We start from the raw sequence: 25938 nt of genomic DNA on the forward strand, positions 1-25938 counted from the left end.
CTCTCCTGCACACTGCTTCGAGCCGTTGCCGTCCACCTTACGGCCGTCTCCCGCGAAGCGGTCCGTGAAGGACTCCTTGGGGGAATCAAAGTCCCCCAAGGAGTCCTTCACGTCCCGGTCAGCTCAGGCGCCCACCGCCGCCGCGACGGCACGCCCGGTCAGCACCCGCGCGAGGTGCTGGCGGTATTCGACGTCGGAATTGCCGTCCGCGACCGGGTTGGTGCCCTCGGCCGCGTGCGCGGCGGCCGCCCGGATCGTGTCCGCGTTGGCCTGCGCGCCGAGCAACGCCTGCTCCACGCCGGTCGCCCGGACGGGGGTCGCGCCCATGTTGGTGAGCGCCACCCGGGCTTCCTCGATCACGCCGCCCTCGGTGCGCACGGTGGCCGCCACCGCGCACATCGACCAGGCCTGGGCGACCCGGTTGAATTTCTCGTAGTGCGCCCGCCAGCCGGTGTGCTTGGGCAGCCGCACCTCGACGAGCAGTTCGTCCGGGGCCAGCGCGGTGGTGAAGTAGTCCTGGAAGAACTCCGCCGCGGACACCGTGCGCCGCCCGTTCGGCCCGGCCAGCACCAGCTCGCCGTCCAGCGCGAGCACCGGGGCCAGCAGGTCGCCCGCCGGGTCCGCGTGCGCGATCGCGCCGCCGAACGTGCCGCGGTGCCGCACCTGCGGATCCGCCACCGTGTCCGTCGCCTCCTTCACCAGCGCGGCGTGCTCGGCGATCAACGGGTCGCGCTGGACCTCGTAATGCGTCGTCATCGCCCCGACCACGAGCGCGTCGCCGTCCTCGCGCACTCCGCGCATTTCGGCGACTTTCCCGAGGTCGACCAGGGTGGTCGGCGCGGCCAGGCGCATCCGCAGCACCGGCAGCAGGCTTTGCCCGCCCGCCAGCACCTTGGCGTCCTCGCCCGCCGCGGCGAGCGCCTGCACGGCTTCGTCCACCGTGGACGGAGCGACGTAGTCGAACGGAGCCGGGATCACTGGGCACCTCCGGAGGCGTCGATCGAACCGAGGCCGCCGCCGGCCTCGCCGCCGGGTCCGCCGGCATTGGCGGTGCCATGGCGCACCGCGTTCCACACCCGCATCGGGGTGAGCGGCATTTCGATGTCGTTCACCCCGAACTGGCGCACCGCGTCGACCACCGCGTTGACCACGGCGGGCGTCGAAGCGATCGTGCCCGCCTCGCCGACTCCCTTGGCTCCCAACGGGTTCGTGGTCGACGGCGTTTCCGTCCGGTCCGTGGTGAACGACGGCAGGTCAGCCGCCGAGGGCAGCAGATAGTCGGCGAACGTGCCGGTGGTGAGCGTGCCGCTCTCGTCGTGCACGGCCTCCTCGAACAACGCCTGCGCGATGCCCTGCGCGAGCCCGCCGTGGACCTGTCCTTCCACGATCAGCGGGTTGACCACCTTGCCGACGTCGTCCACGCAGACGTACGAACGCAGTTTCACCTGGCCCGTTTCAGTGTCCACTTCGGCCGCGCACAAGTGGGTGCCGTGCGGGAAGGAGAAGTTCTCCGGGTCGAAGGTGGCGTCGGAATCGAGCGACGGTTCGACGCCGTCCGGCAGGTTGTGCGCGGCGAACACGGCGAGCGCGATGTCCTGGATCGTCGTCGACGAATCCGTGCCCTTCACGGTGAACTTGCCGCCGGAGAACTCGAGGTCGTCCTCGGAGCACTCCAGCAGATGCGCGGCGATCGGCTTCGCCTTCGCGACCACCTTCTCCGCCGCCTTCACGATCGCGATACCGCCGACGACCAGCGAGCGCGAACCGTAGGTGTCGAGGCCCTTGTGCGAGGACTGCGTGTCGCCGTGCAGCACCTCGACGTCCTCGAAGGACACGCCGAGCTGGTCGGCCACGATCTGGCTCCACGCCGTCTCGTGCCCCTGACCGTGCGCCGACGCACCCGTGGTGACCTCGACCTTGCCGGTCGGCAACATCCGCAGCGACGCGTACTCCCAGCCGCCGGCGCCGTAGTCGAGCGAACCCAGCACCCGCGACGGCGCGAGCCCGCACATCTCGGTGAACGTCGAGATCCCGATGCCGAGCTGCACTGGGTCGTTCGCCTCCCGGCGTTCCTTCTGCTCGCGGCGCAGCGCGTCGTAGCCGAAGAGTTCCTTCGCCTTCTCGGTCGCGGCCTCGTAGTTGCCGGAGTCGTAGGTGAGCCCGCAGACCGTGGTGAACGGGAATTCCTCGTGCTTGATCCAGTTCTTTTCGCGCAGCTCCACCGGGTCCATGCCCAGCTCGTCGGCCAGCTCGTCCATGATCCGCTCGATCGCGAACGTCGCCTCCGGACGGCCCGCGCCGCGGTAGGCGTCGGTGAGCGTGGTCGTGGTGAACACGTTGGTGCAGGCGAAGTGGTACGCCGGGATCTTGTAGATCGCGTTGAACATGAACGCGCCGAGGATCGGCACGCCCGGCCCGACCAGGCCGTTGTACGCGCCGAGGTTGGCGAGCAGTTCGACCTTGAGCCCGGTGACCGTCCCGTCGGCCTTCGCCGAGATCGTGATGTCCTGGATCTGGTCGCGGCCGTGGTGCGCGGCGAGCATCGTCTCGGACCGGGATTCGTTCCACTTCACCGGCTTGCCGAGCTTGTTCGCGACCAGCACGGCCATCATTTCCTCGGGCAGCACGCCGATCTTGCCGCCGAACCCGCCGCCGACGTCCGGCGCGATCACGCGCAGCCTGTGCTCGGGGATGCCGAGCGTCAGCGCGGACATCACGCGCAGGATGTGCGGCACCTGGGTGGCCGACCACATGGTCAGCTGCGCGCCGGTCGGGTCGACCACGCACGCGCGCGGCTCCATGAACGCGGGCACCAGGCGCTGCTGGCGGAACCGCCGTTTCAGCACGACCTCCGAAGAGGACAGTGCTTCCTCGACGTTCCCGCCGGTCCCGGCCTCGGCCGAGTCGAACACCCAGAAGGCGTTCTTGTTGCTGCCCAATTCCTCGTGCACGAGCGGCGCGTCTTCGGCGAGCGCCGCTTCCAGGTCGAGGACCGGCGGCAGGTCTTCGTACTCGACCTCGATCGCCTCGAGCGCGTCATGCGCCTCCGCGGCTGATCGAGCGACCACCACCGCCACGCCTTCGCCGGCGAAATTCACCCGGTCCGAGGCCAGCACCGGACGCCGCGGCGCAGCCATGTCCGGCGTGATCGGCCACGCGCACGGCATGCCGATAGCACCCTCGGGATCGAGGTCGGCGGCGGTGTAAACGGCGACGACACCAGCGGATTCCTTGGCCGCGGACGTGTCGATCGAAACGATCTTGGCGTGCGCCAGCGGACTCCGCAGCACCGCGAGATGCAGCATCCCCGGCAACGCGATGTTGTCCGTCCACCGGGTGCGCCCGGTGATCAGCCGCTCGTCTTCCTTGCGGCGCCGGGACTTCCCTACCTCAGGCTCGATCGTGGCAGTCATCATTCACCACCCACGCCGACGTGGTTGGGTTGATCGATCTTCTCGGCTTCGGGCCCCGCACCGGGACTCATGTGCTTCGCGGCGTCGCGCACCGCCTTCACGATGTTCTGGTAGCCGGTGCAGCGGCAAAGATTGCCCTCGAGCCCCTCGCGAACGGCCTGCTCGTCGGGGTCCGGGTTGTCCGCCAGCAGGTCGATCGACTGCATGATCATGCCCGGCGTGCAGAACCCGCACTGCAGGGCGTGGTTGTCGTGGAAAGCCTGCTGGACCGGGTGCAGTTGCCCGTCGCGGGCCAGCCCCTCGACGGTGGTGACCTCGCATCCGTCGGCCTGCACGGCGAGAACGGAACAGGATTTCACGCTGTGCCCGTCGAGATGGACGGTGCACGCGCCGCAGTTGCTGGTGTCGCACCCGACGACGGTGCCCACCTTCCCGACGCGTTCCCGTAAGTAGTGGACGAGCAGGGTGCGCGGCTCGACGTCATCGGTGTATTTCGTGCCGTCGACAGTGACGGTGATGCGCATCAAAGGCCTCCAAGTGCAAATGCCCGCCAGCCCCGGCGGAGGCGGCGGGCCGGTTCGGGAACGGCCAAGGCGCGATCGTGATCGGCCTCACAGGGGAGCGTGCTACGCCTTTCGCGCGCGGACAAGTCCTGATGTCGCACGTCGCCCTGACGGTTCCGCAGATGCGGGTTTTTTGCATTTCTGGAGACGCAGATGCGTGAAGCCGGACGGGTGATTTTTCGAGCGGCGGATCTTCCCGAGTGGCCGCGGTTTCGAGTCGGGGGTTCACCGGGTTTCGTTGCTGGACGGGGTTTTCCTCGCGGATCGCACTGCATGGCGGGTGCGTCGTGGCAGGGCTGCGTGGGCTTCGGCCTGGACGGTTCGGCTTGGTGCTGTGTTTCCGGCTAGTTGCGTCCTCGGTGCACCTGCGGCCGGGTTCTCGCAGCATCTGCCGCGTTGCCTGGGTGCCCAGGCATGCTTCTCGCCTTTGCTGCTGCATGACTGGCGGCTGCTGCCCGCCGCAGCCGCCGGGGATGCGTCATTCCGGGTCGCCTCGCACAGTGCCAAGCCTCGGTCCGGATGGTCCGCCCTGCGGCCGCCCAACTTCGGTGCACCTGCTGCCGGGTCCTCGCAGCAACTGCCGCGTCGGCTGCGCATCCGGCCTGCTACGGCCCCGCTGCCACATCCCGGCCCCGCAAGCGCTGCCACGTTGGCCACGTGCGCAGCGCCGTCAAGCACCGAAGTCCGGCCAGGCAGCACCGCCGAAGCCCCGCATGCCCGCCCGCACCAGCCACCGAGCGACCGCAAACGCTTGCCAGGCCTCCCAGCTCACCAGCCAGGTCAGCTAGGAATCCGCCCGCCCAACACCGCCAGCCGCCAAGCCCAGCCGCGACACTTCCCCAACCTCCCAGGCCACCGGCCAGGTCGGCGAGGAATCCGCCTGATTAACGCCGCCAGCCGCCTAGCCCAGCCGCAACACTTCCCCAGCTTTCCAGGCCACCAGCCAGGTCAGCTGTGAATCCGCCCGCTCAACGCCGCCAGCCGCCGTCCGGTGCCGCTCCAACGAAGCGCGATGATCTCCGCCGCGATCGACACCGCCGTCTCCTCCGGCGTGCGCGCGCCGAGGTCGAGGCCGATCGGCGACGACAGGCGTTCCAGCTCGCCCTCGGTGATCCCCGCCTCGCGAAGCCGCGCGAACCGGTCGTCGTGCGTCTTGCGCGAACCCATCGCGCCGACATACCCGACGTCGAGCCGCAGCGCGACCTCCAGCAGCGGCACGTCGAACTTCGGATCGTGCGTGAGGACCGCGATCGCCGTCCGCGCGTCGATCCGGCCCGCGTCGGCCTCGGCCTTCAGGTAACGGTGCGGCCAGTCGACGACCACGTCGTGCGCCTCCGGGAACCGGCTGCTGGTCGCGAACACCGGACGCGCGTCGCAGACCGTCACCTGATACCCGAGATAAGCACCCATCCGTGCCATTGCGGCGGCGAAATCGATGGCCCCGAACACCAGCAGTCGCGGCGGCGGTTCGAAGGAATTCACGAAAACAGCCATGCCCTCGCCGCGCCGCTGCCCGTCCGGTCCGTAATGGAGCGTCCCGGTGCGTCCGGCGGCAAGAAGCCCACGCGCATCGTCCGCGACAGCATCGTCCATCCGGGACGAGCCAAGGGACCCCTCGACCCGGTCCGGCCACACAATCATGTGCTCGCCGACCAGTCCCGGCGTCTCGTGCTCCACGATCGTGACGACCGCGACCGGCTCGCCGCTGCGCACCGACTCGACGACGCGCTCCAGCTCCGGCATCGATTCGCGGTCCACCGGCTCGACGTAGATGTCGATGATCCCGCCGCAGGTCAGCCCGACCGCGAAGGCGTCGTCGTCGCTGACGCCGTAGCGCTGCAACACCGGCTTCCGCTCGGCGACGACCTCGTTGGCTAGCTCGTACACCGCGCCCTCGACGCAGCCGCCGGACACGCTCCCGACGACCGTGCCGTCCGGCGCGACCATCATCGACGCACCCGGCGCCCGCGGGGCCGACGAAAACGTCGCCACCACCGTGCCGAGCCCGACCGTTTCGCCCGCCTGCCAGCGGCGGTACACGTCGTCCAGTACGTCACGCATCGGCAATCTCCCCGAGGAGTCGTTCCAACGTCGCCAGGCTGTGCCCGGCCAGCAAGCGGTCGATGTGCGGCAGGGCGGCCACGATGCCGGATTGGACCGGAGTATAACCCTCGTGCCCTGCGTGCGGATTCACCCAGAATACGGCGTGCGCGAGCCGGCGCAGCCTGCCGAGCTGCTCGGCCAGCAGGCTGACGTCGCCGCGCTCCCACCCGTCGGAGAACACGGTGACTACCGCGCGTCGCGCGAACCCGCGCTGTCCCCACCGGTCGAGAAACACCCGCAATGTCTCGCCAAGCCGTGTCCCACCAGCGAAATCGGGCACCGCGGTACCGGCCGCGAGCATCGCCTGCTCCGGATCGCGCTGCCGGAGCTGCCGGGACACTCGCGTCATCCGAGTACCCAGCGTAAACACCTCGACCGACATCGGAGCAGCCCGCGCGACGACGTGCGCGAACCGCAGCAACGCGTCGGCATACGGGCTCATCGAGCCGGAAACGTCGATCAGCAAGACGACCTTCCGCGCCCGCGTCCCCCTTCGATGATGCGCCAGCCGCACCGGCTCGCCACCGGACGCAAGCATCGCCCGCAGAGTCCGCGCGGGGTCAAGCGCACCACGATGCGCAGGCGCCCGCCGCGCCGCCCGCCGCCGGGGCAGCACCGGACGCAACGTCGCGAGCAACTCCCGCAAGTGCGCCCGCTCAGCTTTGGTCAACTCGGCGAGATCCCGATGCCGGAGAACCTCGTGATCACTAGCCGCGACCCGAAGCGTGTCGGGCGATTCCTCGGCGCTGTCCCCGTCCCCGGCCGCCGCGACCAGCGGAGCGATCCGGGCTTGCTTCCGCACCGGAGTCCCCGACGTCGCCTTCGGACTGTCATCGCCTTCGAACCATCGCGCGAACGCTTCCTCGTACCGAGGCAGATCGTCGGGGTCGGAGCAGAGCGTCAACCGCCCAACCCAGTACAACTGCGTCGGCCGGGCGACATCGACCTCCGCCACCGCGGACAGGTAAGCCTGCACCCGCCGCGCGTCACAGGCGACGCCCGCCTCCCGCAATGCCGCCGCGAACCCCGCATAGCCAGCAAGCGGGTCAGCGACTTCGGTGTTCATGTTCCCCATTGTGACCCCAACCCCGAAAACCGCGCCGCGACAGCCGATCCTGCCTGGTTCAGACGCCCTTCACTCACTCCGGCGGCGACCGATTCAGCTTCCTGGAGCCGCGGTCGTCCGGCTGCGGGCTGCGAGTCGCCGGCAGCGGTCTTGGCACGCAACGGTTCTTGATCGAGTTCTTGGCCAGGCTCCCGGCCGCGCGGCGGTTCTTGGCCGAGTTCCGGTTCGTACAGAGGCTCTTGGGCAAGTTCTCGCCTGCGCGAACGTTCTGGGGCAAGCGCTCGGCCGCTCGAAGGTTCTGGGGCGGGTTCTTGGGCACGCCAAGATCCCGGCTTGAGCTGCTCCAGCTCGCCAGTGTTCCTCCGCACCGCCATTCCAGTGTGAACCGCGTCGGCCCCGCAGATGTTCCGGCTTGCGCCAACTCGCCGCTCCGCATGACCCGCACACCGCGCCATCCAGCTGAACCGTCGCCAGCCCAATTTCGCCCGCGCGCAAGCCCGCAGACATCCCGCGCCCGTCGGCCAACCCCACACCGCACCAAGGCTTGCCGACGTTTCCGCCCACTAGCCATCCGCGTCGCGCGCAGGATTCCTGGCGCTTCCACCCGCCAGCCAGCACCGCACCGCACCGCACCGCACCGCACCGCACCGCACCGCACCGCACCGCACCGCACCGCACCGCACCGAGGCATCCCAGCACTTCCACCCGCCAGTCAACCCCGCGCAGCGACAGGGCTTCCCGACGTTTCCACCCGCAGGTCAACCCCGCGACGCGGCATCCCGGCATCTCCGCCTACTAGCCAACCTCCGCACGTAGCCAACCTCCGCACGGCACCAAGGCTGCCCAACATCTCTGCCCGCCAGCCAACCCCCGCGCCACGCCCAGGCAACCGGGCACTTCCACCCGCCAGGCAAGCCGCGCCACCACGCCAAGGCATCCCGACGCCGCCGCCAGGCAGCTAGACCCCGCGCCGCGTTCCCGGGCGGTTCGTTCAGCCAGCCCTCCGCCGCGCGAAACTCCCCCAGGCCCCACCACACCGCTCACGGCGGCGACGAAGGGCGGCCGCGCACGCCGTCCCGCCTCCGGGACAGCGTGCGCGAGCCGTGGTTGCGCGCAGCGGCCAGCCTCGGTAGCGCAAGGCGGGCGCGCGGAACCTTCAGGAAAGAACGGGAACTCAGCGGACAGCCGGGAGGGCAGTCCGGACGAAGTCGGTCACGAGCCCTCCTTCCGGCACAGTCGCAGTCACAAGATCAGGCACTCATCAATGAAGTCGGCGAAGTCATCCAGTGATGCTTCAAGCATGCCCGATCCCGCACCCCGCCGCAACGGAATTACTTGACCGTCCATAGTAGACAGAAGCTCAAGAGAACAGCGTGTCCAGCTTCGCCCGCACCCGGTCGAGGTCCTCGCTGTACTTGAGCACCGCACCGAGAGTCCGCGCGGCCGTCGCGGCGTCCAGTTCGTCGCGCTGGAGCGCGAGCAAAGCCCTTGCCCAGTCGAGAGATTCGGCAACCCCGGGCGGCTTGAGGAGGTCCATCGCCCGCAGCCGGTGCACCGCGTCGGCGATCTGCCGGGCGAGCGTCTCGCCGATCCCCGGCAGCCGGCGGCGCAGGATGCTGATCTCCCGAGCCAGGTCCGGGTGTTCTAGCCAGTGGTAGAGGCACCGGCGCTTGAGCGCGTCGTGCACCTCGCGAGTCCGGTTCGACGTCAGCACGACCAGCGGCGGCTGCTCCGCCCGCACCTCGCCGTACTCCGGGATCGTGACGGTGTACTCGTCCAGCAACTGCAGGAGGAACGCCTCGAACTCATCGTCCGCGCGATCGATCTCGTCCACCAGCAGCACACACGGTGTCGTGGTGAGCGCCTGCAGCAACGGCCGCGCAAGCAGGAAACGCTCCGTGTACAGCGAACGCTCGGCAGTTTCCGCGTCGAGCCGCCCGCCGTCTGCCGCTTCGAGGGCACGCAGGTGCAGCAGCTGACGGGGGAAGTCCCATTCGTAAAGCGCCTGCGCGGCGTCGATGCCCTCGTGGCACTGAAGCCGCACCAACGGCCACTTCAACGCCTCGGACAAGGCAAGCGCCAGCGAGGTCTTCCCGGTGCCGGGCTCGCCTTCGCAGAAGAGCGGCCGCTGCATCTGCGTCGCGAGAAATCCCGCGGTGGCCAGCCCCTCGTCGGCGAGGTAACCGGTGGTGTCGAGGGCGGCCGCGAGCGCGTCGGGCGAGGCGAGGGACTCTGTCACGCCCCCGATCGTAGATCCGAGACCGCCCAGTTCGCCGTTCACCGCGTCGCTCAGAGGCTCATGACGCACGCGGTCCTGACCAGACAAGCTCCGTCAGCGACCCAACGCAGCCCTGCACCCGACCGCACCGGCACCATTCATCGCCGCTCCGCGCCAGGCCCGGCCAGGTCCCCAGGCCGATCGACATCGCTGCCGCTCCCGAGGTCACCGCACTCGACAAGCCGCACGTCGCCGCGCCCGCGCAACCAGTCCCGCGCCCCGTGGTCACCGTGCGCCGACTCCGCGATCTCTCCCCACCAACGCCGCCCGAACAGCACCGGATGTCCCGGAACCCCCTGGTACGCGGCCCGGACGACGGCGTCCTCGGAAGCCTCCTCGACGATCCGCGCGAGCGCCGCCGCCGGTACCCATGGCAGATCCACCAGGTGCACGAGCACGGCCGCTGACGGCTCCCCCGCCAACGACTCGAGCCCGGCTTTAAGCGACTCGCCCATCCCGTCCTGCCACCGCGCCGCGGACACCGCAGTGACGTCCGGCGGCAGCAGCTCCCGGACCTGCTCAGCCGACGCTCCGACGACCACCCGCACCGAGGTGCATCCGGCCTCGGCCAGGTTCCGGACCGCCCGCTGGACCAGCGGCTCCCCGTCGTACTCGACCAGCGCTTTAGGCCCGCCGAATCGCCGCCCCGCCCCGGCGGCGAGCAGCAATCCGGCAACTGGTTCCGGCATCGGCGCTCCTCAGCCCTTGATCGCTCGCCCGGGCGCGACCGCGGCGAGCTCCGCCGAAATGGCAGCCGCGGTCTCGAGCAACGGCGGAACGAACTGGGTCCGGACGGTCTCCACCGGCGTCCGGCTCGCGTGCGTCGAGATGTTCACCGCGGCGACCGCGCGCCCCGCCCGGTTGCGGATCGGCGCGGCGACCGAACGCAGGCCTTCTTCGAGCTCCTGGTCGACCATCGCCCAGCCTTGCTCCCGGACCTTGGCCAGCTCGGCTTCGAGCGCGGTGCGGTGGGTGAGCGTGTGCGGGGTCAACCGGTCGAGGTCGGCGACGACGAAGTAGGTGTTGAGTTCGGTCCGGTCCATGTCGGCGAGCAGCACGTGCCCCATCGACGTGGCGTGCGCGGGGAACCGCGTGCCGACGTTGATGCTCACCGTCATGATCCGCGACACCGCGACGCGCGCGACGTACACGATGTCGGCGATCTCCAGCACCGACACCGAACTCGACTCGTGGACCTCCGCCGACAGCCGTTCCAGGTGCGGTTGCGAGATCTCGGCCAGGCTGAGGCTGGACAGATACGCGTAGCCGAGCTCCAGCACGCGCGCGGTGAGCGAGAAGTACTTGCCGTCGGTGCGGACGTAGCCGAGGTCCACGAGCGTCAGCAGGAACCGGCGCGCGGCCGCGCGGGTCAATCCGGTGACGCGCGCGACGTCGCTGAGCGTCGGATGCGGCGCCTCTGCGCTGAACGCCTTGATCACTGCCAGCCCGCGTTCCAGCGACTGCACGTGGTGCGCACCGCGTTCGGCCTCGTCGTCGGATTCCATGCGGCGAACCCTATCCGGCCGGCGGCTGAGCGGTGGGTTCTCCCAGCTCCGCGAGGACGCGCTGGGCGATCCCGATCGCCGTGTTCGCCGCCGGAACCCCCGCGTATACGCCGGTGTGCAGCAGGACTTCGCGGATCTCGTCCGCGGTGAGCCCGTTGCGCACCGCCGCGCGGACGTGCATCGCCAGTTCGTCGTGGCAGTGCAGCGCGGTGAGCGCGGCCAGCGTGATGCAGCTGCGGGTCCGCCGGTCGAGGCCGTCCCGCGTCCACACCGAACCCCACGCCGCCTCGGTGATGTACTCCTGGAACGGCTTGCTGAACTCGGTCGTCCGCGCGACCGCCCGGTCGACATGGTCGTCGCCGAGCACCTCGCGGCGCACCCGCATGCCCGCCTCGTAGCGCTCTCCGGTCACTGCTCCTCCGCGATCCGGTCGAGGATCAGCCGGGTGAATTCCTCCGGCTGCTCGTAGCTGCCCAGGTGCGCGGCGGAGGCGACGACCTCGAGCCGGGCGCCGGGGATCCCGTCCGCGATGACCCGACCGTGCGGCTCGGCGGGCGTCGACGGGTCGTCGGCACCGGCGATCACCAGCGTCGGGACGGAGACCTTCGGCAGGTCGCCGGTGAGGTCCATCCGCTCGATGACCTCGCAACATCCGGCGTATCCCTCGTCCGGCTGGGCCGCGACCATCTCGCGCAGGTACGCGACCTGGTCCGGATGCGCCTGCGCGTAGCCCGGCGTGACCCAGCGCCCGACACTGGCTTCCGCGACCGCCCCGGTGCCCTCGGCCCGCACGAGCCGCGCGCGATCGGCCCACATCTCGGGCGGCCCGAGCAGCGCTGACGTGCAGCACAACGTGAGGCTCGACAACCGCTCGGCGGCGTTGACACCGAGCCACATCCCGGTCATCCCGCCGAGCGATAGGCCGACGAAATGCGCGCGCTCGACACCGAGGTCGTCAAGCAACCCCAGCACGTCGCCGCCCAGATCGGCCAGGTCGTACGGCCCCGGCGGCACCGGCGACGACCCGTGGCCCCGCGTGTCGTACCGGACCACGCGGAACCCGCGTTCGGTCAACGGCGCGACCTGCGGCTCCCACATCCGGTGGTCGCTGCCGATCGAGTTGGAGAACACCACCACCGGACCCGCCGCCGGGCCTTCGACGACCCGGTGCACCCGGACACTGCTCACGCTTGAACCTCCACAATGGACACGGCCGGTCAGACCGCGAAGAACACCGTCTCGCCTTCGCCTTGCAAACGCACGTCGAACCGGTAGCCGGAACCGTCCTTCTTGGCCAGCAACGTATCCCGCCGTTCCTCGGGCACGCTCGCCAGCACGGCGTCGCCGGCGTTGTCCTGGTCCTCGAAGTACACCCGCGTGACGACCCGGTTCAGCAGCCCGCGAGCGAACACCGAGACGTCGATGTGCCGCGCCTGCGGAGCCCCGGACGCGTCCGGCACGATCCCCGGCAGCAGCGTCAGGATCCGGTACTGGCCCTGCGCGTCGGTGGGGCACCGGCCGAATCCGCGAAACGCACCGGAGGGCTTGCCGCGCGGGTCGTCGGGGTGGTCGAACCCGCCGTCCGGATCGGCCTGCCACGTCTCGATCATCGCGTCGGGAACCGGGTTGCCCGCGCCGTCGTACACCCCGCCGCGGATCCACACCGCGCCTTCGGTGCCTTCCGGGACCACGAACGGCCCGTCGTCCCACGGCAGCCCGATGGACAGGTACGGCCCGACGGTCTGCGAAGGCGTGCCTTCCAGCCTCACTCGTCCTCCTCCTCGTCCTCGAACACCGACTGTTCCCGCCCGCGCACCACGATGTCGAACTGGAACGCCAGCGCCCATTCCTCCTCGGTGCGGTCGAGGTCGAACCGGGAGATCATCCGCTGCCGCGCCTTCTCGTCCGGAATGGAGTTGAAGATCGGGTCCTGCGAGAACAGCGGATCGTCCGGGAAGTACATCTGCGTGACGAGCCGCTGGGTGAACGCCGAGCCGAACACCGAGAAGTGGATGTGCGCGGGACGCCAGGCGTTGTCGTGGTTCTTCCACGGGTACGCGCCGGGCTTGATCGTGGTGAACTCGTAGCGCCCGTCGTCGTCGGTCAGCGTGCGGCCGAGCCCGTCGAAGTTCGGGTCGAGCGGGGACGGCCAGCGGTCGCCGGTGTGCCGGTAGCGGCCGCCCGCGTTGGCCTGCCAGATCTCCACGAGCGAGTTGCGGATCGGCCGTCCGTCGCCGTCGAGAAGCCTGCCGGTGACGATGATCCGCTGGCCCTGCGGCTCGCCCTCGTGCTGACGGGTGAGGTCGTTGTCGAGCTCGCCGAGCCGCCCCGGGCCGAGCAGCGGACCGGTGACCTCGGTGAGCATCTGCGGCAGCAGGACCAGCGGCTGCTTCGGATGCCGCAGCGCGGTGGAGCGGTACGGCGCGTAGTCGAGCGGCGGGTGGGTACCCTCCGGATCGGGCCGGTACTGCGGCAGGCGCCGCTCGGTCGGTGTGGCCACGATGCCTCCCCTTTCTCAGCGATTCTCGAGCACGACAGCGAGACCCTGGCCGACGCCGATGCAGATCGCCGCGAGGCCCCAGCGGCCGCCGGTGCGGCGGAGCTGATGCGCCAGTGTGCCGATGATCCGGCCGCCGGACGCGCCGAGCGGGTGCCCGATCGCGATGGCCCCGCCGTTGACGTTGACGATCTCCGGGTCCAGCTTCGACCATTCTTTCAGGCAGGCCAGCGATTGCGCCGCGAACGCCTCGTTGAGTTCCACCGCGGCGAGGTCGTCCCAGCCGATACCCGCCCGTTCGAGCGCGATCTCCGCCGCGCGCACCGGGCCGATGCCGAACACGTCCGGGTCGACCCCCGCGGCGCCGCGCCCGGCGATGCGGGCCAGCGGCGCCTTGCCGAGCCGCTCGGCCGCGGCCGCGTCGCCGAGCAGCAACGCCGACGCACCATCGTTCAGCGGTGACGCGTTGCCCGCCGTGACGGTGCCGTTTTCCTTGCGGAACACGGTTTTCAGCTTCGCGAGCTTCTCGGGCGAGGAATCCGGCCGGATGCCCTCGTCACGGGTCAGCTCGACGCCTTCGACCGGGACCACGTGGTCGTCGTAGAAGCCCTCGTCCCACGCCCGTGCGGCGTTCACGTGGCTGCGCGCGGCGAACGCGTCCTGCTCGTCGCGGCCGATGCCATAGCGCTCGGCGAGCAGTTCCGTGGACTCGCCGAGGGAAACGGTCCACTGCGACGGCATCGCCGGGTTGACCATCCGCCAGCCGAGTGCCGTGTTGTACAACGTCTGGTTGCCGGCCGGGAAAGCCTTGTCCGGCTTCGGCATCACCAGCGGCGAGCGGCTCATCGATTCGACGCCGCCCGCGACCACCAGCGAAGCGTCGCCGACCTGGATCGCCCGGCTCGCCTGCATGGTCGCCTCGACGCCGGACCCGCACAGCCGGTTCACCGTCGCACCGGGCACCGACGTCGGCCAGCCGGCGAGAAGCGCGGCCATCCGCGCCACGTTGCGGTTGTCCTCGCCCGCCCCGTTGGCGTCGCCGAGCACGACCTCGTCCACAGTGGACGGATCGAGCCCGTTGCGCTCGGCCAGCGCGCGCAGGACACCCGCGGCCAGGTCGTCAGGACGCACTCCGGAAAGAGCGCCGCCGTAGCGCCCGAAGGGAGTGCGGATCGCGTCGAGTACGTAAGCGTCGCTCATTCGCCGGCCTTCTTCAGTTCGCGGAGCAGGGTCAGTTCGCGTTCGGTGGGCGCGGGGGTGGTCTTGAGATCCGCGGCCGTCTTCAGTGTCCACCCCGTCGCTTCCACGACCTGGTCCAGTTCGACCCCGGGGTGCAGTTCGGTGAGCGTGAGCTCCGCGGTGTCCGGGTCGGGCCGCATGAGGCCGAGGTCGGTGACCACGAGCGTCGGCCCGGCTCCGCGCAGGCCGAGCCGTTCGCGGTCGCCGCGCCCGGAGCCATGGCCGAACGAGGTCACGAAGTCGACCTTGTCCACGAACGTCCGCTTGCTTTGACGCAGCACGACGAACACTTCCTTGCAGGACGCGGCGATCTCCGGTGCCCCGCCCGCACCGGGAAGGCGCACCTTCGGATCGTGGTAGTCGGAACCGATGACCGTGGTGTTGATGTTGCCGAACTTGTCGAGCTGCGCGGCGCCGAGGAACCCGACGTCGATCCGGCCGGGCTGCAGCCAGTAGTTGAACACCTCGGGCACGCTGACCACCGCGTCGGCGGTGTCGGCCAGCTCGCCGTCGCCGATCGACAGCGGCAGCCTGCTGGGTTTCGCGCCGAGACAACCCGATTCGTAGATCAGCGTGAGGTTCGGGGCGTGCGTGCGCCGGGCCAGGTTCGCCGCCGTGCTGGGCAATCCGATCCCGACGAAGCACGACATGCCCTCGCCGAGCGCGCGGGCCGCGGCGATGCTCATCATCTCGTCGGCGGTGTACTCGCTCATGCCTTCACCCCGGTCAGATCGTTCAGCCACTGGGCGAATTCCTCTCGGTCCCGCCCGATCTCGTCCCACGCCTGGTACGCCGCGTTGTCCCGCTCGTAGTACCCAGCGGCGTACGACGGCGCCGCGCCGCGCGGCACCTCGGCCACCGCGGTGACCGCCCAGGACGGAAGGACCAGCGCGCCCGGCCGGGGCTCCAACTCGTCGACGACCTCTTCCACAGTGACCAGTGACCGCTTCGCCGCGAGCACCGCTTCCTTCTGCACACCCGCGATGCCCCACAGCTGGACGTTGCCCGCCCGGTCGGCGCGCTGCGCGTGCACGATCGTGACGTCCGGGTTCAGCGCGGGCACAGCGGTGAGCTGTTCGCCGGTGAACGGGCAGGTGATCGGCTTGATCGTGTCCGTCTGCGCGGGCAGATCGGTGCCGGTGTACCCGCGCAGCACGGCGAACGGAAGCCCGGAAGCGCCTGCGACATAACGGTTCGCCATGCCCGCGTGGCTGTGCTCCTCGATCTCCAGCGGCACCGGCCACGAGTGCTGCACGGCGTCGCGGAACCGGTGCAGCGAGCCGACCCCGGGGTTGCCGCCCCACGAGAAGATCAGCTTGCTCGCACAGCCCGCGCCGATGAGCTGGTCGTAGACGATGTCCGGCGTCATCCGCACGAGCGTGAGGTTCCGCCTGCCCTGACGGATGATCTCGTGCCCGGCCGCCATGGGGATGAGGTGCGTGAAGCCCTCGAGAGCGACAGTGTCTCCGTCGTGCACCAGCTCGGCGACCGCCTCGCCGAGCGACAGCACCCTTGCCATCACGAGCCCTTCCGTCTGGATCTTCCTGCTTCTGCCGTTCCGTGCTAGCGTGTTCGCATAGCGCACAGAAGTTCTAGATGAGAACATAGCACGATCCGGCCGCCCGCGGGAGTGCCAAAGGGTGAAGCGGACGTCCGGAGAGACGGCACAAGACGACGCGAGGTTTTGCGAACTGCGAGGGAAGAGAGGTGATGCGATAAGACAACACGGTGCGCTAGGAGTCGGCGAACGGGTTTCGCGGCGGCACAGGGCGGCGCGGCCGTCGGCAGACCGGGATTTCGTTGCGTGGTACCGCAATGCGGAATTCAGGCCCTGTCAACGTCAGTGGCGTTCTGTCGCAGTTGGACGCTCCGTCGCAGCTCAGGCGGGTGTCCGGCGGTGAGCGCGCCGCGAACCTCGCTCGGGCGGCACTGTCGGCATTAGGCTGCTCGGCATGCCGAAGATCGCTGTCACCCGCTGGATCCCGGACGAGGCCGTGCAGGTTCTCGGCGAAGCAGGCGAAGTCGAAATCTCGCCGGAGGACCGGCCACTCACGCCCGAGGAACTGCGGAAGTTCGTCGCCGGATCGGCCGCGGTGGTGTCGATGCTGCACGACCGGATCGACGGCTCAGTCGCGGACGCGGCGGGTCCCGGACTGAAAGTCGTCGCCAACGTCGCGGTGGGCTACGACAACGTGGAGGTCAGTGCACTGGCCGACCGCGGGGTCGTGGTCACCAACACGCCGGGCGTGCTCACCGACGCCACCGCGGATCTCGCGTTCGGATTGCTGCTGGCAGTCTCGCGGCGGCTCGGCGAAGGCGAACGTTTGCTGCGCGCGCGGCAGCCGTGGTCGTTCCACCTCGGCTTCCTGCTCGGGTCCGGACTGCAGGGCAAGACGCTCGGCATCGTCGGGCTCGGGCAGATCGGCCGTGCGGTGGCGAAGCGGGCGGCGGCGTTCGGGATGCGGGTCGTCTACTCCGGACGGTCGGCGAAACCGGACTTCGACGGCGAGTTCGTGTCGTTCGACGAACTGCTGCGGCGTTCCGACTTCGTGTCGCTGCACTGTCCGCTGACTCCCGAGACCCGACATCTCGTCGACGCGGATGCCTTGCGGGCCATGAAACCGAGTGCGTACCTGGTGAACACCACTCGCGGTCCGGTCGTTGACGAGTCGGCGCTGGCCGACGCGCTCGCGGCCGGAGAGATCGCGGGCGCGGCGTTGGACGTGTTCGAAAAGGAACCGGACGTCGAGCCCCGGTTGCTGGAGCGCGACGACGTGGTGGTCACACCGCACCTCGGCTCGGCGACGGTGGAAACGCGTACAGCGATGGCGGTGCTGGCCGCACGCAACGTCGTCTCAGTGCTCGCCGGCGCCGATCCGCTGACGGAGGTGGGCCGATGACTCGGGTCGTGATCGCACCGGACAAGTTCAAAGGAAGCCTGACCGCGGTCGAGGTGACGGAAGCGATCGCGCACGGCGTACGCGATGCGTTGCCGGATGCCGAGATCTCCGCGTGCCCAGTCGCCGACGGCGGCGAAGGGACGCTGGAGGTCCTCGAGAACGCGGGCGGCTCCATGGTGCGGTTGTCGGTGCGCGGTCCGCTGGCCGAACCGGTCGATGCTCGGTACGTGCTGCTCGACGGCACGGCCTACGTCGAATCGGCGCGGGCGTGCGGGATCGAGTTCGTGACGCCGAGCCGGGAAGTCGCGCTGGCCGCGCACACGTGGGGCGTCGGCGAGCTGCTGAACGACGCCCTCGCCCGCGGAGCGCGGCGGCTCGTGCTGACCGTCGGCGGCACCGCGAGCACCGACGGCGGTGCCGGGATGCTGGCTGCGTTGGGTGCCGAGGTCCTCGACGCGTCCGGTGCGCCGGTTGGTCTCGGCGGCGGGTCGCTGGCGCAGGTCGCGCGCGTCGACTTGGGCCCGGTGCGGGAGCGGCTGGGCGGAGTGCCGGTCGCAGTCGCGACGGACGTGACGAATCCGCTGCTCGGCGCGAACGGGGCGGCGGCCGTGTTCGGGCCGCAAAAAGGTGCGGTGCCGGACGACGTCCGCACGCTGGACGAAAGCCTGTCGCACTGGTCTAAGGCGCTTGTGCAGGCTGGCGCACCGGACGTCTCCGACCTGCCCGGAGCCGGGGCTGGCGGAGGTGTCGCGGCGGGAGCGATCGCGGGGTTCGACGCGACGGTCGAGTCCGGCTTCGACCTGATCGCCGCGTTGACCGGCGTCAACACCGCGTTGACCGGTGCGGATCTGGTGATCACCGGGGAGGGCTCGCTGGACGAACAGTCGCTGTCCGGCAAGGCCCCGGCAGGCATCGCGGCTCGCGCGGGACAGACGGGCGTCCCGCTTCTGGTGCTCGCCGGACGGATCCAGCTGGACGCGGACGCGCTGGCCGGATTGGGAGTCGTGGGCAGCAGCGCGCTGATCGACCACGCACCGTCGCTGGACTACGCCCGCTCGCACGCCGCGGAACTGCTGCGCGAACGGGCCGGAGTGCTAGTGCGGGACTGGCTGCGCACCAGGTAGCAGAACGCTCCCGCGATCAAGCCGCGGGAGCGTTCCACACAACAACGCAGCCACCCCGTCGTCTGGACAACCCGCGTCTTGGGCGGCAGCACCGCCCAGGGATCGGCCATGAATCAACTCACCGGCCCCGGACGTCCTGAGACCTCCGGAGGCACCGGCGAGCGGCTCACAGGATCAGCGGACGGACACCGCCGCGCCGACCCCCGTGGCCGGGAGCTTGCTCGCGCAGCCCGTCAGGCGGACTGCTGCTGCGGCAGGACGGCGAAGGCGACGTCGCCGGTGTCGTCCTGCTGAACGTCGAGGACCTTGTCGTCGAGCAATGCCGCTGCCTGCGGCTCGAGGAAGACCTTGGCTCCGCCGTCGGCACCGACGATGCGGTCGCCGTCCTCCGGGGCCGGGGCTACCGACAGCGCCAGTTGGGCACCGTCGCCTTCCATGCTCTGCAGCGCGAAGCGCAGGCCGCTCTTCTCGGAGTCACTGCCTTGTTCAGCGGTCAACGCGGTGATCGCCTCGGCGGCGGCTTCGGTAACGGTCAGCATCTTTCGGCCTTCCCTTCGTCGCAGTCGGATGCGCGCGGTCGGTTGCAGGGTGGTTTTTCACGCTAAAGGCGGCATGACGGTCGCGCAGTGTGAGCGCTAGGCCGTTTGCCGCGACGGTGGAACCTGTCACAAATACGTTTGAGATCAGGATCTTCGGGCCATGGCCGACCGGATCGCGTCGGCAACCGTGCCTCCTCCGTGGTCGACCCGTTCGCCCTGTCCGGGCACCGGGGGCCAGTCGTCTCCGGCCGAGCCGAGCGGCCCCAATTCGGGGTCGCCTCCGTCGGCCTCCCCAGCAGCGTGGACCGGCGGCCGAACCTCCGGCTCGTCCCCGGCACGCTGGCTTTCCCGGACCTCGCCAGAAGCTGCCGCGCCCATGGAGCCGGACGCGCGAAACGAGTCGGCACGAGAGCCGTCCGCACCGGGCACTTCACTCTCGCGGAGAGTGTCGTCACCGGGATCGCTCACGGGCACCTCCCGAAAGTCCGGATTTGTTCGTGGTGAGCTACCCGAGGCGACTTCGAGTGAAACGGGCCGAACGGCTGTCGTCGGAATCACAGCGTTTCCTTGGGTCTGCCAGGGCGTCAGCAGGCGAAGCAGAGCTAGCGTCAGGACATGACCACCACCCGGTGGAAGCCGCGCGGCCGGATCGGTCTCCGCCCCCGGCGCAAAGCCAGCGACGACCCGGTCCGCGATGACGCGCAGCCGGAGTTCCGCACGCTCGACGAGACTCCGAGCCACCGCTCCCCCGACTTCGACGAGGCCGCCGACCAGCACCGCGCAGCCGACGACGAACTGGCCGCACTCGCCGACGAAATCGAGACTCGCCGCGACCTGCTGGACTCCGCCGCCGACCGCCCCGCCGAGAGCACCCGTCGCCCCTCAGCGGCTAATCCGAGCGCCGACCGCCAGGCCGCGACTGATCCCGACGCTGACCAGCTACCGGCGAATCCCGGAGACAACAGCCCTCGCCGCTTGCTGGCGAACTCGAGCTCCGATCGCCACGAAAGGGCAACTGACTCGGTGCCGGTCCCCGACGCCGTCAGCCACGACCGGGTGAGCGACGCGAGCACCGATCGCCACAAAACGGCAACCAGCGAGGGCGAGCTGCTCCCGTCGGCGACCGCCAGTCGCCACTCAGCGGCAACTACGAACGCCCGTCGCCTTCCGCTAGCAACTGACGACGCCGAGCTGCCGCGATCGGAAGCCAACAGCGACCACGCCAGTCGCCGCTCACCGGCGGATCCGAACGTCGCTCACCATGCGACGCCGTCCGCCGACGCCGAACCGCGCCGGCCGGAAGCCAACAGCGCCCACGCCAGTCACCGCTCACCGGCGAATGCCCAGGCCGATCGCCATGAAGCCGCGATTAGCAACACCAGGCTGCGGCGAGCGAAGGCCAGCGGTCAGCGCTCCAGGCCCAACACGAGCGTCCTTCGTCGTGAAACGGCAACCGACTCCGCCGAACAGCCACTGCGGGGGTCCAGCGACCAACCCCGTCGCCATTCAACGGCGAAACCGACCCACGCGCCGAGCGACACTGACCTCCTGCCGCCACAACCCGCCAACTACAGCGCCGCCGAAGCCCGCCAACCGCGAGCAGCGACGGCTCCAGCAGTCGAGCCCAGTCACCACCAGCCCCACCTGACTCCCGCCGCTGCTCCCACCAAGCACCCAGCGCTCACGAGCGTTGCCGATAATCGGCCAAACCCCGAAGACCGCGCCACCCGCCGCCGCGAGATGGGCAGTCATGCTGTCTGGTACCTGGCCGCCGGTGTCGTCACCACCGGGCTCCAGGCAGTCCTCTTCCTCGCCTTCCGTCCGGAAATCGGCGCGCAATGGGCGAATCTCGCCGCGCTCGCGATCACGACGGTCGGCAACACCGAGTTCCATCGCCGCGTCACGTTCGCCAACCGGAGCAGCCGCGCGGGCAAGCGCCACCTTCAGGATCTCGTCACTTTTGCCTTCTACGCTGGCTACGGATCGGTCGTGCTCGCGGCCCTTGACGCCGTCGTCCCGCATCCGTCCGCCGGGCAGCAAACCGCTGTGCTTCTCGCGGCCAGCTTCGTCGGCGGGGTCGTCCGGTTCGCCGTTCTGCGATGGTGGGTGTTCGCACGGGCTCGGCGAGCGGACGCGGCACAAGATCACCAACGGTAGTGGAACCCGTTCTACCCGCAGTGCGACCACTCTCTGTTGCGCTACCCCGCTATCACTCTTCGTGACGTACGAAACCGGACATCCGCACATGCTGCGAGACCGGATTCGTACTGTGCGTCGGCTGGTCTCGTTTGTGTCAAGACCACTGCTGCTAACGGGGTATTCGTAGTTGAAATGTGGACGGTCGGCCTCCGGCCGCTTAAGGTTACGGAGCGTCGCAACGATCGCAGTGCTCCCCCCGTTCGATTGGAGTACTTGCGACCGCAACATCACAGAGTGTTGACCCCAAGACAGCGACGGTCGCAGGGTTGCCGGGGAGACGACCATGACAGCACCGTCGAAGACGTCCCGAACTGCGGTGTCCGGCGTCGAGGGCTACGTGAGCCCCGCGACGCTGCCCCGGTCCGGCGGACGCCTGACCAAAGAAGACCTCGACCCGCTCGTACGCGCGGCGGGACAGGGCGATCAAGCCGCGGTCGCCGACCTGCTGCACGTGCTCCGCCCCGTCGTCGCCCGCTACTGCCGGGCTCGGATGGGCGGCCGCGACCTCTCCTACCTCGCCGCCGACGACGTCGCACAGGACGTCTGCATGGCCGTCCTCAAGGCCCTTCCGGACTACCAGGACCGCGGCGGCTCCTTCCTCTACCTCGTGCACGCGATCGCGGCCAACAAGGTCGCTGACGCCTACCGGGCGGTCGCGCGCGACCGGTCCGAGCCGGTGCCCGAGCTTCCGGAGCACCCGCTCTCCGGCGGCAACGAGCCGGAATCGCACGCGCTGCGCCTCGACCTCGGCAGCCGCCTCCAGGAACTGCTCACCCGCCTTGCCCCGCTGCAGCAGGAGATCCTGGCGCTGCGCATCGTCGTCGGCCTCAGCGCGAACGAGACGGCCGAGACGCTGGGCATTTCGGCCGGCAACGTCCGCGTCACGCAGCACCGTGCGTTGTCCAAGCTCCGCGAGATGGTGCAGGGCCAGGACTTCTGAGCCGTTTGGTCACTCGAACGGCTGGAACGCCGTCGCGGACCGCCGAATAGGTCGACAGGCTCGGTTTCGCGCGGCACTCTGGTTTTACCCGCCGCATCTTTCAGCTCAACTCATAAACGCGTGCCGCCGTGTGCTCGAAGACGTCGAGCCGTTCCGGGTCGCTCAGCGCACCGGTCAGCGACACCGCCGCGTCCAGTACGACTTCGTACGCTGCCGCCAGTTCGCACACTGGCCAGTCGGAGCCGAACATGACCCGGTTCGCGTCGAACGACTCGAAAACGTGGTCTGCGTAGCGGCGCAGATGGCCCACCTGCCATTCGCGCCAGTCGGCTTCCGTCACCAAGCCGGACAGCTTGCAGTGCACGTTGCCGTGCTTGGCGAGCGAGGCCACGCCGTCCGCCCACGGCTGCCATTCGCCGGCTGCGATGCCAGGTTTCGCGGCGTGGTCGAGGACCAGGCGCAGGTCCGGCAGGCGTTCGGCGACCTGCCGAGCGGCGGAGAGCTGCGCTGGTGCCACCAGCAGGTCGTAGACCAAGCCCGCGGCGGCGACCGCGGTCAGCCCGCGCAGGATTTCCGGGCGCAGCAGCCAATCCGGGTCCGGTTCGTCCTCGACCTGGTGTCGGATACCGACCAGCGGGCCGAGTTCGCGAAGCCGGGCTATCCGGTCGGCCACGTCCGGAGCGGTGAGGTTGACCCAGCCGACGACGCCGGCCACCACGGGCTCGGACGCGGCGGTGGCAAGGAATTCCTCGGTTTCCGCCTCGTCCGAGACGGTCTGCACCAGCACGGTGGCGTGAACGCCCGCCGCAGTGGCCACCGCGCGCAGATCGTCGACGGTGTACGGCTTGCGGATCGGGGCCAGTGCGTCGCCGGACATCCACGGGTACTCGCGATGCGCGGGATCCCACAGATGGTGATGCGAATCGATCACTGGGTTCCTCCGGACACGACGGGGCGGGCGGCCGACCGCAGCAGGCCGGCGTCGGCGAGGTCGTCCCACAGTACGGCCGGGATTTTCGCCGCGGCGCGGCGAACGTTCAGCGACACCTGCTCGGCGTCATGCGCCCCGACGACCACCGACACCACCGCCGGGTGCGTACGCGGCAACGCGAGCGCGGCCTCGGGCAGCGAAACACCGTGTCGCGCGCAGATTTCCGCGATCTTCTGCGCTTTCTCCACGAGATCCGCGGGTGCGGCCGCGTAATCGTAGATCGCGCCGGGTTGTTCCGTGGCGAGGATTCCACCATTGAACACCCCGCCCGCCACGACGCCGACGCCGCGTTCGACGCACAGCGGCAACAACTCGTCTAACGCCGGCTGGTTCAGCAAAGTGTAGCGACCAGCCATCAGAACATGGTCAAGATCGAACCGGCGCACGAATTCCGCCAGCATCGGCGCTTGGTTCATCCCAGCCCCGATCGCCCCCACGACGCCCTGCTCGCGCAACTCCAGCAACGCCGGAAACGCACCCGAAACCGCTTCCTCGAAATGATCGTCCGGATCGTGCACGTACACGAGATCGACGCGGTCGAGACCCAGCCGGTTCAGGCTTGATTCCAGCGAACGCAACACCCCGTCGCGGCTGAAATCCCAGCGGCGCCGGTAAGTCCCCGGGACGTCGAAGCCCTGGTCGTCGCGTTCCCCGGGGGCTGCCGCACGCGGTTCCAGGACGCGACCGACTTTTGTGGACAGGACGTATTCGCCGCGCGGATACGCCGCCAGCGCGGCTCCGAGCCTGCGTTCGGACAGCCCGAGCCCGTAGTGCGGCGCGGTGTCGAAATAACGGATCCCCTCGTCCCACGCCCGTCGCACGCTCGCCGCCGCGGTTTCGTCCGGCACCGCGTGGTAGAGGTTGCCCAGCTGTGCGCCGCCGAGCCCCAGCGGAGGAAGGTCCACGGTCACGCCTCCGCCGGGAGTTGCCACACCAGCCCGAGGCCGTGCGCGACGTCGGAGTGGTCGAGGTCGAGCAGTTCGTTGATCCGCTTCTGCCACGCGATGTCGGCCGGGTCGCCGGCGAGTTCCGCGCGCATTCGCTCGAAATCGTCCACCTCGACGAAGTGGAACAGGTCGAGCCCGTCGCGCCAGATCCGCCACGACCGCACGCCGGCGCGGCGCAGTGCGGCGTCCAGGTCCTGCGGGATCACCGCGTGCACCTCCTCGTACGTTTTCTCCATTCCGGGCTTGAGCCGGATGCGCAATGCGACCGTTTGCGGCGCCGGGCCGTGGGTCATCGTTCCTCCTGACGGGAGTCGTGGCACGCTGTAGGGGGTAAACATCCGAGGTCTCTGCAGGGAGGGCGGTCCCGATGCCCGTCACCGATGTCGCGATCGACAAGATCAAGGACATGATCATTTCGGGCGAGCTGGCCCCGGGCGACCGGCTCCCCAAGGAGGCCGAGCTCGCGCAGCGGCTGGGACTCTCCCGCAGTTCGCTGCGGGAAGCGGTGAAGGCGCTGTGCCTGATCCGGGTGCTGGACGTGCGCCAGGGCGACGGCACGTACGTCACCAGTCTGGAACCGAACCTGCTGCTCGACGCGATGACCTTCGTCGTCGACTTCCACCGCGACGACACCGTGCTCGATTTCCTTGCTGTGCGGCGGATTCTGGAGCCCGCCGCCACCGCGATGGCAGCGCTGCACATGCGCGACGAGGACGTCGCCGAACTCGGCGCGCTGCTCGGCGAGTTGGAGGATTCGCCGACCGTCGAGGCGCTGGTGGCCAACGACTTGCAGTTCCACCGCAAAATCGCGGACGGCTCGGGCAACCCGGTGCTGTGCTCGCTGCTCGAAAGCCTCTCCGGCCCGACGGCGCGAGCCCGCATCTGGCGCGGCCTCACCCAGGAAGGCGCGGTAGCCCGGACCCGGGAACAACACGCCGCGATCTACGACGCGATCGCCGCACGGGAACCAGAACTGGCCCGCTCGTGGGCGACGGTGCACGTCGCGGGAGTGGAACAGTGGCTGCGAAGCACCCTGGTCGAAGACGACGCGCCCGGCGATGAGGCCGAACCCGCTGCCTCCTGACCGAACGGCGACGGCTCCTGAGCGGTTTGTTGCAGTGACGGGTCCCTTCACTCCTTGCTGATAGGAGTGAAGGGACCCGTCACTTTTGTGCGGTGGACGCGAGGGGGACTTTCGCGCAGCGGGCGCGGCGTAGACCGGCAAGCGGCGAAATGGGAACGGCGAGGGGACCCATCGCGCGCGCTCGGCTGAAGTGGTGGGGACTCGCTCGTCGACGGGCGGAATGAAGGGACCCTTCATTAACTCCGGCGCTGGTGATGCGGAGGTTGCTTCCGCCGCACCACCAGCAGAGGCGAAGGGCCGTGCGGCGGAAACGGGAGCGCAACCGGCAGCAACGGCACCGGCACCAGTCGCGGCACCGGCACCGACACCAGCTGCGGCACCAGCTACGGCACCGGCACCAGCTGCGGCACTGGCCCTGGCACTGGCACTGGCACTGGCACCAGCCAATCGCTCGCCCACCGAACCCGACGGCAGCGGCCACCCCGGCCCCGGCAGCACCGAGGTCGGAGACGAAGCCGCCGACCAGACCGAGCGCAAGCCCCCATAAGGT

General features: G+C 69.6%; 25 protein-coding genes. 5 read left to right on the top strand and 20 right to left on the bottom strand.

What is annotated here, in order from left to right; translation table 11 throughout:
- Nucleotides 1–123: 123 nt before the first annotated feature.
- From DMP23_RS24690 to DMP23_RS24760, 15 genes are all read right to left on the bottom strand, one after another.
- Nucleotides 124–978, bottom strand: coding sequence for an FAD binding domain-containing protein (locus DMP23_RS24690; RefSeq protein ID WP_037810193.1), 855 nt, complete (start codon nucleotides 976–978; stop codon nucleotides 124–126).
- Entirely contained in the window at nucleotides 975–3413 is a 2439-nt protein-coding gene (locus DMP23_RS24695; RefSeq protein WP_337822652.1) for a xanthine dehydrogenase family protein molybdopterin-binding subunit, read from the bottom strand. Before DMP23_RS24695 ends, DMP23_RS24690 begins: the two co-directional genes overlap by 4 nt.
- Nucleotides 3413–3937, bottom strand: a complete 525-nt coding sequence (locus tag DMP23_RS24700; protein ID WP_043833048.1) for a (2Fe-2S)-binding protein — start codon at nucleotides 3935–3937, stop codon at nucleotides 3413–3415. The genes DMP23_RS24695 and DMP23_RS24700 overlap by 1 nt, the downstream gene beginning before the upstream one ends.
- Before the next feature lie 987 nt (nucleotides 3938–4924).
- A complete protein-coding gene (locus DMP23_RS24705) occupies nucleotides 4925–6037 on the bottom strand; it encodes an XdhC family protein (RefSeq protein WP_037810189.1) in 1113 nt (370 codons plus the stop codon).
- Nucleotides 6030–7145 (bottom strand): vWA domain-containing protein, encoded by a 1116-nt coding sequence (locus tag DMP23_RS24710; RefSeq protein WP_337822653.1) that lies wholly within the window; start codon nucleotides 7143–7145, stop codon nucleotides 6030–6032. Before DMP23_RS24710 ends, DMP23_RS24705 begins: the two co-directional genes overlap by 8 nt.
- A 1360-nt stretch (nucleotides 7146–8505) precedes the next feature.
- Entirely contained in the window at nucleotides 8506–9384 is an 879-nt protein-coding gene (locus DMP23_RS24715) for an AAA family ATPase (RefSeq protein ID WP_051172312.1), read from the bottom strand.
- Between the two features lie 137 nt (nucleotides 9385–9521).
- Nucleotides 9522–10112, bottom strand: a complete 591-nt coding sequence (locus DMP23_RS24720) for a nucleotidyltransferase family protein (protein ID WP_337822654.1) — start codon at nucleotides 10110–10112, stop codon at nucleotides 9522–9524.
- A gap of 9 nt (nucleotides 10113–10121) precedes the next feature.
- Nucleotides 10122–10928, bottom strand: coding sequence for an IclR family transcriptional regulator domain-containing protein (locus tag DMP23_RS24725; protein WP_337822655.1), 807 nt, complete (start codon nucleotides 10926–10928; stop codon nucleotides 10122–10124).
- Between the two features lie 10 nt (nucleotides 10929–10938).
- A complete protein-coding gene (gene pcaC, locus DMP23_RS24730) occupies nucleotides 10939–11340 on the bottom strand; it encodes a 4-carboxymuconolactone decarboxylase (protein ID WP_337822656.1) in 402 nt (133 codons plus the stop codon).
- Entirely contained in the window at nucleotides 11337–12116 is a 780-nt protein-coding gene (gene pcaD / locus DMP23_RS24735; protein ID WP_337822657.1) for a 3-oxoadipate enol-lactonase, read from the bottom strand. Before pcaD ends, pcaC begins: the two co-directional genes overlap by 4 nt.
- A 29-nt stretch (nucleotides 12117–12145) precedes the next feature.
- Nucleotides 12146–12697 (bottom strand): protocatechuate 3,4-dioxygenase subunit alpha, encoded by a 552-nt coding sequence (pcaG, locus tag DMP23_RS24740; RefSeq protein WP_337822658.1) that lies wholly within the window; start codon nucleotides 12695–12697, stop codon nucleotides 12146–12148.
- Nucleotides 12694–13428: a protocatechuate 3,4-dioxygenase subunit beta gene (pcaH, locus tag DMP23_RS24745; RefSeq protein ID WP_037810181.1), complete on the bottom strand. Its 735-nt coding sequence runs from the start codon at nucleotides 13426–13428 to the stop codon at nucleotides 12694–12696. The genes pcaG and pcaH overlap by 4 nt, the downstream gene beginning before the upstream one ends.
- A gap of 15 nt (nucleotides 13429–13443) precedes the next feature.
- On the bottom strand, nucleotides 13444–14625 hold the full coding sequence (locus DMP23_RS24750) for a thiolase family protein (RefSeq protein ID WP_337822659.1): 1182 nt from the start codon (nucleotides 14623–14625) through the stop codon (nucleotides 13444–13446).
- Nucleotides 14622–15377 (bottom strand): CoA-transferase subunit beta, encoded by a 756-nt coding sequence (locus DMP23_RS24755; protein ID WP_043833033.1) that lies wholly within the window; start codon nucleotides 15375–15377, stop codon nucleotides 14622–14624. Before DMP23_RS24755 ends, DMP23_RS24750 begins: the two co-directional genes overlap by 4 nt.
- Nucleotides 15374–16183: a CoA transferase subunit A gene (locus DMP23_RS24760; RefSeq protein ID WP_337822660.1), complete on the bottom strand. Its 810-nt coding sequence runs from the start codon at nucleotides 16181–16183 to the stop codon at nucleotides 15374–15376. The genes DMP23_RS24755 and DMP23_RS24760 overlap by 4 nt, the downstream gene beginning before the upstream one ends.
- Nucleotides 16184–16616: 433 nt before the next feature.
- On the opposite strand from DMP23_RS24760, the gene DMP23_RS24765 reads away from it, so the two are divergent.
- Together DMP23_RS24765 and DMP23_RS24770 are read left to right on the top strand one after the other, a co-directional pair.
- Entirely contained in the window at nucleotides 16617–17564 is a 948-nt protein-coding gene (locus DMP23_RS24765; protein ID WP_337822661.1) for a 2-hydroxyacid dehydrogenase, read from the top strand.
- The gene (locus DMP23_RS24770) at nucleotides 17561–18688 is read left to right on the top strand and encodes a glycerate kinase (protein ID WP_337822662.1); all 1128 of its coding nucleotides are present in this window, start codon (nucleotides 17561–17563) and stop codon (nucleotides 18686–18688) included. The genes DMP23_RS24765 and DMP23_RS24770 overlap by 4 nt, the downstream gene beginning before the upstream one ends.
- A 233-nt stretch (nucleotides 18689–18921) precedes the next feature.
- Here DMP23_RS24770 and DMP23_RS24775 read toward each other — a convergent pair whose 3' ends face one another.
- Both DMP23_RS24775 and DMP23_RS24780 read right to left on the bottom strand, forming a co-directional pair.
- Nucleotides 18922–19227 (bottom strand): hypothetical protein, encoded by a 306-nt coding sequence (locus tag DMP23_RS24775; protein ID WP_009074268.1) that lies wholly within the window; start codon nucleotides 19225–19227, stop codon nucleotides 18922–18924.
- A 144-nt stretch (nucleotides 19228–19371) separates the two neighbouring features.
- The gene (locus DMP23_RS24780; RefSeq protein ID WP_337822663.1) at nucleotides 19372–19695 is read right to left on the bottom strand and encodes a hypothetical protein; all 324 of its coding nucleotides are present in this window, start codon (nucleotides 19693–19695) and stop codon (nucleotides 19372–19374) included.
- Between the two features lie 1272 nt (nucleotides 19696–20967).
- On the opposite strand from DMP23_RS24780, the gene DMP23_RS24785 reads away from it, so the two are divergent.
- Entirely contained in the window at nucleotides 20968–21384 is a 417-nt protein-coding gene (locus tag DMP23_RS24785) for a GtrA family protein (protein WP_337824445.1), read from the top strand.
- A gap of 325 nt (nucleotides 21385–21709) precedes the next feature.
- Nucleotides 21710–22366, top strand: a complete 657-nt coding sequence (shbA, locus tag DMP23_RS24790) for an RNA polymerase sigma factor ShbA (RefSeq protein WP_037810171.1) — start codon at nucleotides 21710–21712, stop codon at nucleotides 22364–22366.
- A gap of 100 nt (nucleotides 22367–22466) precedes the next feature.
- On the opposite strand, the gene DMP23_RS24795 is transcribed toward shbA, so the two are convergent.
- From DMP23_RS24795 to DMP23_RS24805, 3 genes are read right to left on the bottom strand one after another with little or no spacing between them, the layout of a single operon-like run.
- A complete protein-coding gene (locus tag DMP23_RS24795) occupies nucleotides 22467–23297 on the bottom strand; it encodes an amidohydrolase family protein (RefSeq protein ID WP_337822664.1) in 831 nt (276 codons plus the stop codon).
- The gene (locus DMP23_RS24800; protein WP_337822665.1) at nucleotides 23294–24268 is read right to left on the bottom strand and encodes an aldo/keto reductase; all 975 of its coding nucleotides are present in this window, start codon (nucleotides 24266–24268) and stop codon (nucleotides 23294–23296) included. The genes DMP23_RS24795 and DMP23_RS24800 overlap by 4 nt, the downstream gene beginning before the upstream one ends.
- Nucleotides 24265–24597: an L-rhamnose mutarotase gene (locus tag DMP23_RS24805; RefSeq protein ID WP_337822666.1), complete on the bottom strand. Its 333-nt coding sequence runs from the start codon at nucleotides 24595–24597 to the stop codon at nucleotides 24265–24267. Before DMP23_RS24805 ends, DMP23_RS24800 begins: the two co-directional genes overlap by 4 nt.
- A gap of 74 nt (nucleotides 24598–24671) precedes the next feature.
- Here DMP23_RS24805 and DMP23_RS24810 point away from each other — a divergent pair, with 74 nt between their 5' ends.
- Complete coding sequence (locus tag DMP23_RS24810) at nucleotides 24672–25388, top strand: FadR/GntR family transcriptional regulator (RefSeq protein WP_037810166.1); 717 nt, start codon at nucleotides 24672–24674, stop codon at nucleotides 25386–25388.
- The last annotated feature ends 550 nt before the right edge of the window (nucleotides 25389–25938 follow it).

Source organism: Amycolatopsis sp. A1MSW2902 (assembly GCF_017312175.1).
Lineage (GTDB): Bacteria > Actinomycetota > Actinomycetes > Mycobacteriales > Pseudonocardiaceae > Amycolatopsis > Amycolatopsis nivea.